Source organism: Aminobacter sp. MDW-2, assembly GCF_014250155.1.
Classification (GTDB): Bacteria; Pseudomonadota; Alphaproteobacteria; order Rhizobiales; family Rhizobiaceae; genus Aminobacter; species Aminobacter ciceronei.
Genome location: NZ_CP060197.1, coordinates 844668 through 860028 on the forward strand (window position 1 = coordinate 844668; position 15361 = coordinate 860028).

Below are 15361 nucleotides of genomic sequence, written 5' to 3' on the forward strand. Positions count from 1 at the left end.
CATGAGCAGCCGATCGCCAGCTGACGGGACAACGTTCATACGCCGGGGCCATCGCTGATGGTTGCGGTCGATGCAGCCAAGCACCCTGCCCCGACCAGCGGCCTCGCCGCCGAAGCCATCCATGTCGAGAACCTGCACAAGAAGTTCGGCCAGCTGCATGTGCTGAAGGGTGTGTCGCTGTCGGCCCGCGATGGCGAGGTGGTGGCGATCATCGGCGGCTCGGGCTCCGGCAAGTCGACGCTGCTGCGCTGCATCAACTGCCTGGAAAACCCGACCAGCGGCATCATCCGGGTCAATGGCGAGGAGATCCGCCTCAAGCCCAATGGTTTCGGCGACAGCATCCCCGCCGACCGCCGTCAGATCGAGCGCATCCGCTCGCGCCTCGGCATGGTGTTCCAGAGCTTCAATCTGTGGAGCCACATGACGCTCCTGGAAAACGTCATCGAGGTGCCGGTGCATGTGCTCGGCATCAAGCGCATGGATGCCATTGCAGAAGCCGAGCGGCTGCTCGCCCGTGTCGGCCTCGCCGAGAAACGCGACGTCTATCCGGCCTATCTCTCCGGCGGCCAGCAACAACGCGCTGCGATTGCACGCGCGCTCGCTGTGCAGCCGCGCGTCATGCTTTTCGACGAGCCGACCTCGGCGCTCGATCCCGAGCTGGTCGGCGAAGTGCTCAAGGTCATCGGCGACCTCGCCCGCGAGGGCCGTACCATGGTGCTGGTCACCCACGAGATGAAGTTCGCCCGCGAGGTGGCGACGCATGTGATCTATCTCTTCAACGGGCAGGTCGAGGAGGAGGGGCCGCCCGAACAGATTTTCGGCGCGCCGAAGTCGGAACGCCTAAAGCAATTCATCCGCAGCATCGGCTAGCGTAGTCCCCGATGGAACGGACCATGCGCAAAACCCAGACGAGCGGACGAAATCAAGGGAACGTCAAAAACAAACGATAACGGGAGTGACAGCATGAAATCTCTGCTTGCAACTGTGGCCCTGGCCTTGGTTCTCGGCGCCGGAAGCGCCAGCGCCCAGTCGATCAAGGTCGGCATGGCGCCCGAACCCTACCCGCCCTTCGCCTCGCCCGACGCTTCCGGCAAATGGGGCGGCTGGGAAATGGACATGATCGAGGCGCTCTGCGCCGAAGCCAAGCTCCAGTGCGAGGTCACCATGACCGCCTGGGACGGCCTCATCCCGGCGCTCAACTCCAAGAAGATCGACGCCATCATCAACTCGATGTCGATCACCGACGAGCGCAAGAAGTCGATCGACTTCTCCGACAAATACTACAACACCCCGACCGGCATCATCGGCTCCAAGGACGCCAAGTTCGACGCCACGCCGGAAGGGCTGAAAGGCAAGATCATCGGCGTCCAGGTATCGACCGTGCACGAGGCCTACGCCAAGAAGCACTTCGGTTCCACCGCTGCCGAGATCAAGATCTACCAGACCCAGGACGAGGCCCAGGCCGACCTTGCGGCTGGCCGCATCGATGCAGTGCAGGCGGATTCGCTCTCGCTCAACACCTACCTCGCCACCGATGCCGGCAAGGCCTGCTGCGACATGAAGGGCGACGTCGCCGAAGACCTCGAAGTGCTCGGACCGGGCGTCGGCGTCGGCCTGCGCCAGGGCGACACCGAGCTGAAGGACAAGTTCAACGCCGCCATCAAGGGCATCCGCGACAACGGCAAATACGCCGAGATCACCAAGAAGTATTTCGACTTCGACATCTACGGCAAGTGAGCGGGCCGGCGCAGGGTGCCTTGGTCTGCCGCCATGATGTTTGCGATCCAAGCCCCTCTCCGCCTCGCTTCGCTCGGCACCTCTCCCCCACTTGCTGGGGGCGAGGAACCGAGCGTCTGCAAGGTCGCGCCAAACTTCCTGGACAGGCGCCACCTTTCCCTTACGAAGTGGAAAAAGGTGGCGCGGACGGTGAGGGTGACTTTTGACGACCTCGTGTGCGAAGGACCACTGACATCGAGCATCTGCTGAACCCGCTGCTGCAAACGAGCGCCGTCGAGCTGCTTGCAATCTCGCCGCCCGGCTGGGGCGCCAACCTGTTGCGCGGGCTCACCAATTCGATCCAGATCGCGGTTGGCGCCTTCGGGCTTGGCCTCGCCATCGGCATCGCGGGCGCCTGGGGCAAGCTCTATGGCAGTCCTGTCGTGCGCGACCTGATGGAGATCTACACCACCTTCGTGCGTGCCGTGCCGGAGCTGGTGCTGATCCTGCTGCTCTATTATGCCGGCACCGACCTCATCAACCGGGCGCTCGAACAGTTCGGCTACGCCACCGTCGACATCTCCGGTCTCGCCGCCGGCATCGGCGTGCTCGGCATCGTCCAGGGCGCCTACGCCACAGAGGTCATCCGCGGCGCCATTCTGGCCATACCGCAGGGCCAGATCGAGGCGGCGCGCGCTTATGGCATGCCGCCGGGCAAGATGCTGCGCCGCATCACCCTGCCGGCGATGTTGCCCTTCGCCATTCCCGGCCTCGCCAACCTCTGGCTGATCGCCACCAAGGACACGGCCCTGCTCGCCGTCGTCGGCTTCAACGAGCTGACCCAGGAAACACGCCAAGCCGGCGCCACCACCAAGGCCTATTTCACCTTCTTCGTCGCAGCCGGCGTGCTCTACCTGCTGTTGACCCTGTTCTCCAACGTCATCATCGGCCGGATCGAGCGCTGGGCGCGGCGCGGCATGCCGCCGATCGCCGAGACCGGCCGATGAGCGCAAACACGCCCTTTGCAGCAGTGTCTGCTGCCCGCTCCGAGTGGCTGCAGCCGCACCGCATCGTGCTCATCGCCATCGCTGCAGCACTGGTGCTCTCGGCTGCCATCTTCATGCGCTGGGACTGGCTGCCCAAATATTACGACCTGGCGCTGCTCGGCATCTGGCGCACCATCTGGATCCTCGCCGTCACCGTGACGCTCGGCTTCATGCTTGCCGTGCCGCTCGGGCTCGCCCAGGCCGCAGGTCCGTTCTGGCTGGCCTGGCCGGCTAAGGCGTTCTGCACAGTCATCCGCGGCACGCCGCTGCTGCTGCAGCTCTGGCTGCTCTATTACGGCCTCGGCTCGCTGTTCCCGCAATATCCGTGGATCAGGCAATCCGAACTCTGGCCGATCCTGAGGCAGGCCTGGCCCTACGCCGTCGTTGCGCTGACGCTGTCTTATGCCGCCTATGAAGGCGAGGTGATGCGCGGGGCGTTCGCCGGCGTGCCGAGGGGGCAGCTCGAAGCGGCGCGCGCCTTCGGCATGAGCCCGTGGAAGCGCTTCCGCCGCATCTGGCTGCCGCAGGCGATCCATCGTGCCTTGCCGACGTTGGCCGGCGAAACCGTGCTGCAGCTCAAGGCAACGCCGCTCGTCGCGACAATCACCGTCATCGACATCTACGCGGTCGCCTCGCGCGTCCGCCAGGACACCTTCATCGTCTACGAGCCGCTGTTGCTGCTCGCCCTCATTTATCTGATCATCACCGGCATCCTCGTCTTCGGCTTCCGCAAGCTGGAGGCGAAGATTCCGTCCAGACTGGGATGACGCCCGTGCCGCAGACAAAGACAGAGACCGTCACGCTCAACCTCGAAGAAGCCCGTAACTTGTGCATCGCCGCAGCCATCGGCGCCGGCGCCTCCGAGCAAACTGCGATCTCGATCGCGCTTGCCGCCGTTGCCGCAGAGGCCGACGGCCAGGCGAGCGTCGGGCTGTCGCATTATGTCGACTATCTCGAGGCGCTCGAGGCCGGGCGCATCGACGGCAAGGCCGAGCCCGTGGTCAGCCGGCCGGCGCTGGCGATCTACCTGTCCGACGGCCAGGGTGGTGCGGCGCATACCGGCTTCGACCGAAACTTCCAAGAGATCGCCAAGGCAGCCCGGCTGTTCGGCGTCACCGTATTCTCGCAGAAGAATGCCTACACCTGCGGCTCGCTCGGCTATTTCACCGGCCGCCTCGCCGAAGCCGGCCTCGTCGCGCTCGCCGCCACCAACGGACCGGCGCTCGTCGCCGGCTCAGGCTCGACCAAGCCGGTCTACTGCACCAACCCGATCTCGCTTGCAGCACCCGCCGCCGACGGCCCACCCCTTGTCATCGACCAGTCGTCCAGCGCCACCGCCTTCGTCAATGTCCGCAAGGCGGCTGAAACAGGCGAGGCGATCCCCGAGGGCTGGGCCCTCGACGCCAAGGGCAAGCCGACGACAGACGCAAAAAAGGCGATGAAAGGCGTGCTGCTCGCCTTCGGCGGCGCGCGCGGCGCCAATGTCGCACTGATGGTCGAGGTGCTTGCGGCCGGCGTCTCGGGCGCCAACTGGTCGATCGACGCGCCTTCCATATCGGAAGGCCACCAGACGCCAGGCACCGGGCTGTTCATCGTGGCGCTCGACCCGAAATTGTTCGATCCCGGCTTCGAAACGCGCATGCGCGAACAGCTCGACCGGCTGTCCAGCCAGTACCACGTCCACATCCCCGGCCCGGCAAAAGCTGTGGCGCGGGCCCGCTCAGAGGCCGGGGGGATCGCAATCCCTGCGGCCCTGCACGCCCGTATCAGCGAGTTTGCCGCGCGGCAGGCAGAGTGAGCCTAGGCGTTTTCGGCCCCAACTTCATTACCTGACCGTTGGGAGCGCGAAGCCCGTAGCGGCGGTTTCACCGTCGCGGCAAGGATCCCCGGGTTTCCGCACTCCTTCGCTCCTGCTCCACCCGAGGATGACGAAGACATGGGCCTCGACGCTCGTCGTCGACGTCGGAGGCTCGCGGAGAGCTTCCAGCTCCTGTTCCTGCGTTGCCCTGCATTGAGAACACCCGCCAAAAGCCAACCTCGAAGCCTGCCAACCACTGACGTCGGCGATGGGCCGCAAGCCTCAATGCCTTCGTCATCCTCGCGGAGCAGCAGCGAAGCGACGTGCGGAAACCCGGGGCTCCATGCCGTGACGCCTCCACTACTGTGGCGGTTCAGAACCCCAACCCGACGGACAAAAAACCACCCACGAAACCCTCGCGAAAATAATTCGAACTCGTTTTGAACCTTTCCCGCTGACGCTGCGACCCAGTCATGTCCAGGGCGAGGTGAGCTCGCCAGATCAACCGGGGGGAACCCAAACCGAAAGATCGTTCCGACGTGGAAACCAGAGCGTTTCCGCGACCCCGAAACGCAACCTCGAAAAGGGAATAAGACAATGAAGACCAAGATCACCATCCTGACCGCCGTCCTGCTGCTTGCCGGCGCCATCGGCAGCGCCAATGCCGCCAGCTTCTCGGCCGGCCCGGGCGGCGGCGACCGTCCGTCGGGTCCGAGCGACATTTCCGACGCCCCCGGCGGCAACGGCCCTTCGGGCCCCGGCGACATCTCCGACGCCCCCGACAATGACAAGCCGTCCGGCCCGAGCGGCAAGGCTTCTTCGGGCAATGGCGGCGCGACCGAAGACAAGTACTGCAAGAACGGCTCCAGCAAGTTCCCGGACTGCAACACCAAGTTCATCCAGGACTGCAAGGCCGCAGGTGGCAACATGTCGGGTCAGCAGGGTTGGGGTGGCAAGACCTGCCGGGAACCCTCCTGATGCCTCGGGCATGATCGAGAAGTCTGGAACCGGCTTTGGGATCATGCCTCGCGAATGCTGCGGCCTCGCCAGACATCGGCCACCCGATTGCTGCCATCCGGAGAACCCCGCCTCGCGCGGGGTTTTCTGCATCGGCGCTATCTGCAACGAAAGCCTGCAACGAAAAGCCCCGCTCGACGGCGGGGCTCTGCGCGGGAAGATCGCCCGCGGCGCGTTGCGAAAGACGGTTCAGTGGCGGGAGAGCCAGCTGTCGATGTCCTTTTCGGCCTCTTCCTGGGCCTTGCCATAACGGGCCTGCAGCTTGCCGGCGAGTTCCTTGCGCTTGCCCTTGATGACGTCGAGATCATCGTCGGTCAGCTTACCCCACTGGCTCTGCACCTTGCCCTTGAACTGCTCCCAATTGCCTTCGATCTGGTTCCAATTCATCGCGATTTCTCCTTCGGGGATTGATCTGGATTGGCACGACAGGTCCGCCGCACTGAGGGGTCAACGCCTCGGTCAGCGCAGGGTTCCGACATTATTAAAAGTTGACTTTGTCAATCATCTTTATATCAAACCTTGTTGACTTGACCGTGACCCGGCCATCGCGGCGTTGGTGCATTGCAATATTTTAATCGTGCATAGCCCCGCAATCGGAGACATGTCCTTGACCCTGACGACCGAAAATTCCGGCCGCCGACTGTTCATCCCCGCGCTCCGCGGCCTTTATTCGAACCTCCACGATTCAGCCGAAACCGTTCTGCGCGTCGTCGCCGGCGCAGCGCTGGTCACCCACGGCCTCGGCAAGATCTCCGATCCGTTCGGCGCTGCCGGCATGGTCGAAGGCCTCGGCTTCTACCCCGGCGCCTTCTGGTCGCTGCTTCTGTCCTGCACCGAGTTCTTTGGCGGCATCCTGATCGCCATCGGCCTGTTCACGCGCCCGGCCTCCTTCGCCGCCATGTTCGTGCTCCTGGTCACCGTCTGGTTCCACTGGGTCACGATGAACCAGGGCTACCAGGGCGCCGAGAAGTCGATCATCTGGGCGGCGATCTTCCTGTTCTTCGTCATTCGCGGCGGCAACCGCCACTCGGTCGACGCACGCCTCAGCCGCGAGTTCTAGTTTGTGACCCGCATGGTCGTTTCCGGAAAACCGGATTTCGATCCTGCCTCGAAACCCTGCCTCCCAAGGCAAGCCGCATGCCCGCGCCAGATCGGCGCGGGCCGCTCCGTGCAGTCGCTCGATGATTGCCTTTTTTGCGAAACGGGCTAAGAAACGCTACATCTTCTGCCCCTTTTGGCGACCGGAGCCAGCGATGACTGAAATTCTGCAGACCCCGCAACTCGTGACCGTTTTCGGCGGGTCCGGCTTCCTCGGCCGCCATGTCGTGCGGGCGCTGGCCAAGCGCGGGTATCTCGTGCGCGTCGCCTGCCGTCGGCCCGACCTCGCCTTCCACCTGCAGCCGCTCGGCAATGTCGGCCAGATCCAGCCGGTGCAGGCCAATCTGCGCGTGCGCTGGTCGGTCGACCGCGCCGTCCAGGGCGCCTCGCACGTCGTCAACCTCGTCGGCATCCTGCATGAAGGCGGACGCCAGCGTTTCTCGACGGTGCAGGAATTCGGCGCCCGCGCCGTCGCCGAGGCGGCGCGCGCCGTCGGCGCCACGCTGACCCATGTCTCGGCCCTTGGCGCCGACGCCAATTCGCCCTCGCTCTACGCCCAGACCAAGGCGCGCGGCGAAAAGGCCGTCCAGGACACGCTGCCAAACGCGGTGATCTACCGCCCGTCGATCGTCTTCGGCCCCGAGGACCAGTTCTTCAACCGTTTCGCCAATATGGCGCGTTTCTCGCCGGTGCTACCGCTTATCGGTGGAGGCGAAACCCGCTTCCAGCCGATCTATGTCGGCGACGTTGCCGAAGCGGTCGCGCGCGCCGTCGACGGCAAGGTCAAGGGCGGCTCGATCTATGAGATCGGCGGCCCGCAGGTGCTAAGCTTCAAGCAGTGCATGGAAGAGATGCTCGAGGTCATCGACCGCAAGCGCACGCTGGTGCCGGTGCCGTGGTCGATCGCCAACCTGCAGGCCTCGATCCTCGGCATGCTGCCCAATCCGCTGCTGACCAAGGACCAAGTCCTTTTGCTGCGCTCCGACAATGTCGTGTCGAAGGCAGCCCTCGACGAAGGCCGCACCATCGCAGCCACGGGCATCGCCCCCAAGTCGACAGCATCGATCCTGCCCAGCTACCTCTGGCGCTACCGCGCCGCCGGCCAGTTCACGCGCCGGACAGAAGCCTGACCGGCTGAGGGCGCATGGACGCCCTCGCCTTGCTCCTGCCTGAGGGACTCGACCCGCTCATCGGGATTGTTCTCATCATCGCCAGCGCCTTCACCTCGGCGCTGACCGCCGCTTTCGGTGTCGGCGGCGGCATCGCCATGCTGACGCTGATGGGCCTGTTCGTGCCGGTGGCCGCGCTTATCCCCGTCCATGGCGCGGTGCAGCTCGGCTCCAACAGCGGCCGCGCCTGGCACCAACGCGCCAATGTGCGCATGGACGTCGCCGCCCCCTTCATTGCCGGCTCGATCGTCGGTGCCGTCATCGGCGCCTTCGTCGTCATCCAGCTGCCCGACGCCTGGCTCAAGCTGGTGCTCGGCGCCTTCGTCATCGCCATCACCTGGACCAAGGTTCCCGGCATCGACAAACTGACTCGCACCGGGCTTGCGATCGGCAGCGTCATCGTCGCTTTGATCGGCATGCTCGTCGGCGCCACCGGGCCGCTGGTCTCGGTGCTGTTCGCGCAGTTCTTCGCCAATGACCGCAAGGCGCTCGTCGCCACCCATGCCGCCGGCATGGTTGCCCAGCATGGGCTCAAGATCATCGTTTTCGGCCTCGCCGGCTTTGCCTTCGGGGACTGGCTGCCGCTGATCGGCGCAATGATCGTCTCGGGCTATCTCGGTACCGTCTACGGCACCAAGCTGCTCGAACGCATGCCGGAAGAGAGCTTCCGCAAATGGTTCAAGATCGCCATCACCGTGCTGGCGCTGGACCTGCTCAGGCGTGGACTGACGACCCTCGCCTGAGGCCCAACCCGTCCAATCACAGGTTGCAACCTTTTCGGAGCCGCACCGTTATCATTGCAGGCTACCTGAATTTGCCTGGACGCAAGAGCCTGCAGTGGTGTGCGGAGGGTGCCATGGAAGACGACAACTTCGGCAGGGGTATAGCCTTCGGCGCGGTTGTGAGCGGTGCCGTGTGGGTTGTGGTGATCGTCGTCGTCTTTGCAATTTTCTAACGGCGCAATTTTCTAACGGCGCGATTTCCTGACGGACGGCTCACCCTGAACAGACCGCCTCGGGGCGATCAGCCCCACACCATCAGTGCGATCAGCCCGGCGCCGCCGACCAGCAGGCGCCACCAGCCAAACAGCGCGTAACCGTTGCGGGAAACATAGTCGAGCAGGTGCCGCACCACGATCAGCGCGGTGATGAAGGCGGCAAGAAAGCCGACCGAAATCACCGGCAAGTCAGCTGCCGACAGGATGTCCCGGTTCTTGTAGAGGTCATAGGCAAAGGCGCCGGCCATTGTCGGCATCGCCAGAAAGAACGAGAACTCGGCCGCCGCGCGCTTCTCCACGCCCATCAGCAACGAGCCGACGATGGTGGCGCCAGAGCGCGAGGTGCCGGGGATCATCGCCAGGCACTGGAACAGGCCGATCTTGAGATAGACCGACAGCGGGAAATTGGTGACGTCGCCATAGCGCGGCTTGAGGTCGAGCCTGTCGAGGAACAACAGCACCAGGCCGCCGAGGATCAGCATGACACAGATCAGCCGCGGCGATTCGAACAGCACCGTCTTGATGAAATCATGCGCCAGGGCACCGATCACGGCCGCCGGCAGGAAGGCGATCAGGATGCCTGCGACGAAACGCTGCGTCTTCGGGTCCGACGGCAAGGTGACCAACATCTGCCACAGCCTGGTCGCGTAAACCGACAGGATCGCCAGGATAGCACCGAGCTGGATCAGGATCTCGAAAGTCTTGCCGGTCGAGTTGAAACCGAGGAAATGGCCGGCAAGCAGGATATGGCCGGTCGAGGACACGGGGATGAATTCCGTCAGGCCCTCGAGCAGCCCGAGCAGCAAAGCATTGATGATTGTCTGGCTATCCATTCCCATCCCCGCGAGGCGTTCATGCGCGATTGCTTGTCATGCGGCGGAACTCACCCTATAGGTCGGGTCGCCCGAGAGCCCGGCGAGCCGGGCCGCAGAAGCTCTAACGACGCCTCAGGCGATTCGCCAGAGCGCCATCGATCACGAATTTCGCAGGACCATGCTGACGCTTTTCCACCACCCGATGTTTGCCACATGCCGTTTCGTCCGTTTGGCGTTCGGCGAGTATGGCGAGGAGCTGGCGCTGATCGAGGAGAAGCCGTGGACGCGGCGCAAGGAGTTCCTGTCGCTCAACCCGGCCGGAACGCTGCCGGTGCTCCTGGCCGAGGGCGACGTGCCGATCGTCGGCGCGATGATCATTTCCGAATATGTCGACGAGACCCGCGGCGTGCTCAAGCGCGAGCGTCGGCTGTTCGCCGAAGACCCGATGGAACGCGCCGAAATCCGCCGCCTGACCGACTGGTACCTGACCAAGACCGAAAGCGAAGTGACCCGGCATCTGGTGCGCGAGCGCGTGCTGAAGCCGCTGATGCCGGAAGCGGCCGGCGGCGGTTCGCCCGATTCGGCGGCCATTCGTGCTGCCCGCGCCAACATTCGCCAGCATATGAAATACACCAACTGGCTCGCCGGCACGCGCCACTGGCTCGCCGGGTCGCGCATCACCTATGCCGACCTTGCCGCCGCCGCATCGCTTTCGGTGCTCGACTATCTCGGCGAGATCGACTGGCGCGAATATTCCTCGGCGCGCGAATGGTACACACGCGTCAAGTCGCGCCCGTCCTTCCGGCCCCTGCTCGCCGACCGGGTGCGCGGGCTGACCCCGGCATCGCATTATGCGGACCTCGATTTCTGAGAGCGCGCTGCGCCAGCTGATCGAGCGCGAAGCCAGCCGCGCCGGCTTCGCTGCCATCGCCGTCACGCGCCCCGACGCCATCCCGCTCGCGCCTGCCCGCCTCGCCCAGTTCGTCGGCGAAGGCCTGCACGGCTCGATGGCCTGGATGGCGGAGACGCTGGAACGGCGCAGCGAACCTTCAGTGCTGTGGCCCGAGGTGCGTTCGATCGTCGTGCTCGCCATGAATTATGGGCCGGACAGCGACCCGCGCGCGCTGCAGGCCATGTCCGACCGGGCGGCGATCTCGGTCTACGCTCGCAACCGCGACTATCACGACGTCATGAAGGGCCGGCTGAAGGAGATCGCCGGCAAGATCGTGTCCCGTGCCGGCGGCGACGTGAAGGTGTTCGTCGACACGGCGCCGGTAATGGAAAAGCCGCTCGCCGAAGCCGCCGGCCTCGGCTGGCAAGGCAAGCACACCAATTTGGTCAGCCGCGAATTCGGCTCGTGGCTGTTCCTCGGCACCATCTTCACGACAGCAGAGCTAGCACCTGACGAGGCCGAAATCGACCGCTGCGGCTCCTGCCGCGCTTGCCTCGACGCCTGCCCGACAGAAGCGTTCCTGGCGCCCTACCGCATCGACGCGCGGCGCTGCATCTCCTATCTCACCATCGAGAACAAGGGTCCGATCCCGCTCGAATTCCGCCCAAAGATCGGTAACCGCATCTATGGCTGCGACGACTGCCTTGCGGCCTGCCCTTGGAACAAGTTCGCCCAGGCCGCATCGGAGCAGAAACTCGCCGCCCGCGACGATCTGCGCGAGCCGCGCCTTGCCGAATTGCTTTCCCTCGACGACGCGACGTTCCGGACCTTCTTCTCCGGTTCGCCGGTCAAGCGCATCGGCCGCGACCGCTTCGTCCGCAACGTGTTGATCGCATCAGGCAATTCCGCCGACGCCACGCTGATCGCACCATGCCGGACGTTGCTCTCCGACACCTCGCCTCTGGTGCGCGGTGCCGCCGTCTGGGCATTGTCGCGGCTGCTGCCCGACGCGACGTTTTCGGCTCTTGCAGAACAGATGCTGAAGGTCGAAACCGATAACGACGTGATCGCGGAATGGCAGGCCGGGCTCACCCAAGTCGAACAGTCGCGGACGCAGTCATGACCGAGCAGACCTTTTTCATCTTCGGCGCCGGCTATTCCGGCAAGGCATTTGCGCAGATGCGCCCGCAAAGCCTTAGCGTTGCCGGAACGACGCGTTCTCAGGACAAGTTTCCGGCGCTCGAAGCCGCTGGTATCGAGCCCTTCGTCTTCGACGGCCACCTCACCCCCGAAATCAGGGCGCAACTGGCCAGGACCACGCATCTCGTCGTCTCCGCCGCTCCCGGCGATGATGGCGATCCCGTGCTCAACGCCGCCCGCGAGGCGATCACGCACGACATGCCGCTGCTGCGCTGGATCGGTTATCTCTCGACCGTCGGCGTCTATGGCGACCATGGCGGTGCCTGGATCGACGAAACCGCCACGTGCCGGCCCAAACCGGGGCGATCGACCATGCGCCTCGAGGCCGAACAAGCGTGGCATGCACTTGGCGAACAGATCGCGCGCCCAGTCGCCATCCTGCGCCTGTCCGGCATTTACGGCCCCGGCCGCAATGCCTTCGTCAATCTCGAAAACGGCACCGCCAAGCGGCTGGTCAAGAAGGACCAGGTCTTCAACCGCATCCATGTGCAGGACATTGCCAGTGCGCTGTGGTTCCTCGCCGAGGGCGACTATGGCGGGGTCTTCAACGTCACCGACGACGAGCCGGCACCGCCGCAGGACGTCGTCGCCTATGCGGCCGAAAAGATGGGCGTTGCACCGCCGCCCGAAATTCCGTTCGAGACCGCCCAACTTTCGCCCATGGCGCGGTCCTTCTATGGCGAAAACAAACGTGTCGCCAACACCGCCATCAAGGCGCTCGGCTTCGCCTTCGGCATGTCCAACTATCGCAAGGCGCTGGACAGCATGTGGGCCGACGGCAGCTGGCGCGGCGAAGGCGAAAGCGACAGGCGCAGCCTGATCAGGCAGGGCTGAGCGGAAGTCGCGCAAAGAATGACCGGGGTGCGGGTGCCGAAATTTACCTCTAGGTAACCGTGGCAGCCCAAGCTGGCTGAGAGGATCGGGTTCCATGACGACAATTTTCAGCGGACTTCTTGGCAAGGCGGGGCGGCTCCTGATGGCGGCGGCAACGCTTGGCCTTGTCGGTACCGACATCCAGGCGGCCAGCGCTGCGGAGCTCGCCAAGGACCTGTTCGGCAACAAGAAGCTGCCGGCAGCGATCGCGCCCGCGTCCTACGGCTTCTACTCCAAGGGTTGTTTCTCCGGCGGCGTGGCGATCGCCACCGACGGCCCGACCTGGCAGGCGATGCGGCTGTCGCGCAACCGGCGTTGGGGCCATCCCAAGATGATCGCGCTGATCGAGAAGCTGTCGCGGGAAGCCACCCAGGACGGCTGGCCCGGCCTTCTGGTCGGCGATATCTCGCAGCCGCGCGGTGGCCCGATGCTATCAGGCCACGCCTCGCACCAGATCGGCCTCGACGCCGACATCTGGCTGACGCCGATGCCCGACCACAGGCTGTCGCCGACCGAGCGCGAGAACATGAGCGCGGTGTCGATGGTCAACGAAAAGACCCATCGTGTCATCGAGAAGCGCTGGACGCCGGCGCATACGCGCCTGCTCGAGCGCGCGGCGAGCTACCCGGAGGTCGAGCGCATCCTGGTCAATCCGGGCATCAAGAAGAAACTCTGCGACACCGTCACCGGCGACCGCTCGTGGCTGCGCAAGGTGCGCCCGTTCTGGGGCCACGACTATCATTTCCACGTCCGCATCGGCTGCCAGCCGGGTTCGCAGGGCTGCAAGGAGCAGGATGCGACGCCGCGCGGCGACGGCTGCGACAAGTCGCTGGCCTGGTGGTTCACCGAAGAGCCGTGGCGTCCGGCTACCGGCCCGGCCAAGCCTCGGGCGCGTGACATCATGACCATGGCGAGCCTGCCCAAGGCATGCCGCGCCGTGCTCGACGCACCCTCGCCGGTCAACGAGGCGGCCGTCACCTATCACGGGCCCGGCGGCAGCGCATATGCGGCAACGCCCGCCCCTGCGGCTCCGGCAGTGGCAGAGACACCAATCATCGCCCAACCCGGCGTGCCGGCCACGGCAAACGCCTTTGCGCCCCGACCTTCAGTCGACATTCCGGTGCCGCGCCCCCGGCCTGCCGGCAAATAGGCCCCGCCAACAAGCAGGTTGGGCGCGTTGGCCGCGCCGGCTGCATTCACGCACCCGGCGCTTCCAAAGCGATCGAAATCGGTCTATGGAATTTCAACCGATTTAGCTTGCCTGGATGAACCCCGAGTGACACCAGCTTTGCATCTCGCATTGATCGCCCATGACGAAAAGAAGGACGACCTCGTCGCCTTCGCCAGCGATCATGTCGACTTCCTCATGACCTGCCATATCGTCGCCACCGGAACCACCGGTCAGCGCATCCTGGCGGCCTGCCCGAACCTCAACCTGACGCCGCTGAAAAGCGGTCCGCTCGGCGGCGACCAGCAGATCGGCGCGCTGATCAGCGAAGCCAAGATCGACCTTTTGATTTTCTTCGTTGATCCGCTGACGCCGATGCCGCATGACGTCGATGTGAAGGCATTGATGCGGCTTGCCATCGTCTACGACATTCCCATGGCGTTGAACCGGGCGACGGCCGAGATCATGCTGGAAAACCAGGAGAACGGCTGAACGCCGGCACGGGGACGAAACAGGGCATGTCACATCAGAGCGACCAGTCGCAGGCTCTCCCCTTTCCGATCCTGATCGGCGACATCGGCGGCACCAATGCGCGCTTCGCCATCGTCGAGAGCGCCGACAAGGACGCCGGCGAGCCGCGCATCGTACAGACTGCCAGCTACGCCACCATCGACGACGCCATCTTGGCCGTGCTCGACGGCTCGCCCATCCGCCCACGCTCGGCGGTGCTGGCAGTTGCCGGCCCCGTCGAGGGCGAGGAGATCGCGCTTACCAATTGCCCGTGGGTGGTGCGCCCCCGGCAGATGTTTTCGACGCTCGGCCTCGTCGACATCCTCGTGCTCAACGACTTCGAAGCCCAGGCACTGGCCGTCGTGGCGCTCGGCGACGAACATATGGAAAGGATCGGCGGCGGCGAGCCTGAACCAGGTGCCGGCCGCGTCGTGCTCGGACCCGGCACCGGCCTCGGCGTCGCTGGTCTTGTCCACGCGCTCGGGCGCTGGATTCCCATTCCCGGCGAAGGCGGGCACATGGACATTGGTCCGCGCTCCAAGCGCGACTTCGAGGTGTTCCCACATATCGAAAAGCTGGACGGCCGCATCTCGGGCGAGCAGATCCTGTGCGGCCGCGGTCTGGTCAACACCTACCGCGCCGTCGCCAGGACCGACGGCAAGGCACCTGTGCTGACCCAGCCGGCACAGGTCACCGCGGCAGCGCTCGACGGCAGCGACCCGGTGGCGGTCGAGGCGCTCGAGCTGTTCGTGACCTGCCTTGGCCGCACCGCCGGCGACCTCGCTCTGGTGTTCAAGAGCAAGGGCGGCGTCTTCCTCACCGGCGGCATCGCCCAGAAAATTGTGCCGGCGCTGAAACGGGGCAATTTCCGCGAGGCCTTCGAGGACAAGGCACCACATCGCGAGCTGATGGCCTCGATGCCGGTCTATGTCATCACCCACCCGCTGGCGGCCCTTGCCGGGCTTGCCGCCTATGCCCGCAATCCCGATCTCTTCGGCATCGAGACAGGCGATCGGCGCTGGCGGACATAGCCATCGCCGCACTGCGGCAAATGGCGGTTTC

17 protein-coding genes are annotated in these 15361 nt (G+C 64.9%); 15 read left to right on the forward strand and 2 right to left on the reverse strand.

Annotation, left to right across the window (positions count from 1 at the left end; all coding sequences use genetic code 11):
• Positions 1-57 precede the first annotated feature (57 nt).
• The 6 genes from H5P29_RS04075 to H5P29_RS04100 all read left to right on the forward strand — a co-directional run bounded on the left by H5P29_RS04075 (position 58) and on the right by H5P29_RS04100 (position 5538).
• On the forward strand, positions 58-870 hold the full coding sequence (locus tag H5P29_RS04075) for an ABC transporter ATP-binding protein (RefSeq protein ID WP_154385245.1): 813 nt from the start codon (positions 58-60) through the stop codon (positions 868-870).
• Between the two features lie 93 nt (positions 871-963).
• Entirely contained in the window at positions 964-1737 is a 774-nt protein-coding gene (locus H5P29_RS04080) for a transporter substrate-binding domain-containing protein (protein ID WP_067955609.1), read from the forward strand.
• 257 nt (positions 1738-1994) lie between these two features.
• Positions 1995-2723: an ABC transporter permease gene (locus H5P29_RS04085; protein WP_154385284.1), complete on the forward strand. Its 729-nt coding sequence runs from the start codon at positions 1995-1997 to the stop codon at positions 2721-2723.
• On the forward strand, positions 2720-3529 hold the full coding sequence (locus H5P29_RS04090) for an ABC transporter permease (RefSeq protein ID WP_154385246.1): 810 nt from the start codon (positions 2720-2722) through the stop codon (positions 3527-3529). Before H5P29_RS04085 ends, H5P29_RS04090 begins: the two co-directional genes overlap by 4 nt.
• A gap of 5 nt (positions 3530-3534) precedes the next feature.
• Positions 3535-4560, forward strand: a complete 1026-nt coding sequence (locus tag H5P29_RS04095) for an Ldh family oxidoreductase (protein ID WP_246787018.1) — start codon at positions 3535-3537, stop codon at positions 4558-4560.
• 597 nt (positions 4561-5157) lie between these two features.
• Positions 5158-5538 carry a hypothetical protein gene (locus H5P29_RS04100; protein WP_067955616.1) on the forward strand — a complete coding sequence of 127 codons (381 nt, stop codon included), beginning with the start codon at positions 5158-5160 and terminating at the stop codon, positions 5536-5538.
• A gap of 228 nt (positions 5539-5766) precedes the next feature.
• On the opposite strand, the gene H5P29_RS04105 is transcribed toward H5P29_RS04100, so the two are convergent.
• The gene (locus H5P29_RS04105) at positions 5767-5964 is read right to left on the reverse strand and encodes a CsbD family protein (protein WP_067955618.1); all 198 of its coding nucleotides are present in this window, start codon (positions 5962-5964) and stop codon (positions 5767-5769) included.
• 214 nt (positions 5965-6178) lie between these two features.
• Here H5P29_RS04105 and H5P29_RS04110 point away from each other — a divergent pair, with 214 nt between their 5' ends.
• The 3 genes from H5P29_RS04110 (at position 6179) to H5P29_RS04120 (ending at position 8587) form a co-directional block, all read left to right on the forward strand.
• Positions 6179-6637 (forward strand): DoxX family protein, encoded by a 459-nt coding sequence (locus H5P29_RS04110; RefSeq protein WP_185910244.1) that lies wholly within the window; start codon positions 6179-6181, stop codon positions 6635-6637.
• A 193-nt stretch (positions 6638-6830) separates the two neighbouring features.
• The gene (locus tag H5P29_RS04115) at positions 6831-7805 is read left to right on the forward strand and encodes a complex I NDUFA9 subunit family protein (RefSeq protein ID WP_067955620.1); all 975 of its coding nucleotides are present in this window, start codon (positions 6831-6833) and stop codon (positions 7803-7805) included.
• 14 nt (positions 7806-7819) lie between these two features.
• The gene (locus H5P29_RS04120; RefSeq protein WP_067955623.1) at positions 7820-8587 is read left to right on the forward strand and encodes a sulfite exporter TauE/SafE family protein; all 768 of its coding nucleotides are present in this window, start codon (positions 7820-7822) and stop codon (positions 8585-8587) included.
• Between the two features lie 280 nt (positions 8588-8867).
• On the opposite strand, the gene H5P29_RS04125 is transcribed toward H5P29_RS04120, so the two are convergent.
• Entirely contained in the window at positions 8868-9674 is an 807-nt protein-coding gene (locus H5P29_RS04125) for an undecaprenyl-diphosphate phosphatase (RefSeq protein WP_154385249.1), read from the reverse strand.
• 160 nt (positions 9675-9834) lie between these two features.
• Between H5P29_RS04125 and H5P29_RS04130 the strand changes: the two genes are divergently transcribed.
• From H5P29_RS04130 to H5P29_RS04155, 6 genes are all read left to right on the forward strand, one after another.
• Positions 9835-10527, forward strand: coding sequence for a glutathione S-transferase family protein (locus tag H5P29_RS04130; protein ID WP_067955626.1), 693 nt, complete (start codon positions 9835-9837; stop codon positions 10525-10527).
• Positions 10508-11671 carry a tRNA epoxyqueuosine(34) reductase QueG gene (gene queG, locus H5P29_RS04135; protein ID WP_154385250.1) on the forward strand — a complete coding sequence of 388 codons (1164 nt, stop codon included), beginning with the start codon at positions 10508-10510 and terminating at the stop codon, positions 11669-11671. Before H5P29_RS04130 ends, queG begins: the two co-directional genes overlap by 20 nt.
• Positions 11668-12582, forward strand: coding sequence for an SDR family oxidoreductase (locus H5P29_RS04140; protein WP_154385251.1), 915 nt, complete (start codon positions 11668-11670; stop codon positions 12580-12582). The genes queG and H5P29_RS04140 overlap by 4 nt, the downstream gene beginning before the upstream one ends.
• A gap of 94 nt (positions 12583-12676) precedes the next feature.
• Entirely contained in the window at positions 12677-13771 is a 1095-nt protein-coding gene (gene mepA, locus H5P29_RS04145; RefSeq protein WP_154385252.1) for a penicillin-insensitive murein endopeptidase, read from the forward strand.
• A 126-nt stretch (positions 13772-13897) separates the two neighbouring features.
• The gene (locus tag H5P29_RS04150; RefSeq protein ID WP_185910245.1) at positions 13898-14281 is read left to right on the forward strand and encodes a methylglyoxal synthase; all 384 of its coding nucleotides are present in this window, start codon (positions 13898-13900) and stop codon (positions 14279-14281) included.
• Between the two features lie 26 nt (positions 14282-14307).
• Positions 14308-15330, forward strand: coding sequence for a glucokinase (locus H5P29_RS04155; RefSeq protein ID WP_154385253.1), 1023 nt, complete (start codon positions 14308-14310; stop codon positions 15328-15330).
• Positions 15331-15361 lie beyond the last annotated feature (31 nt).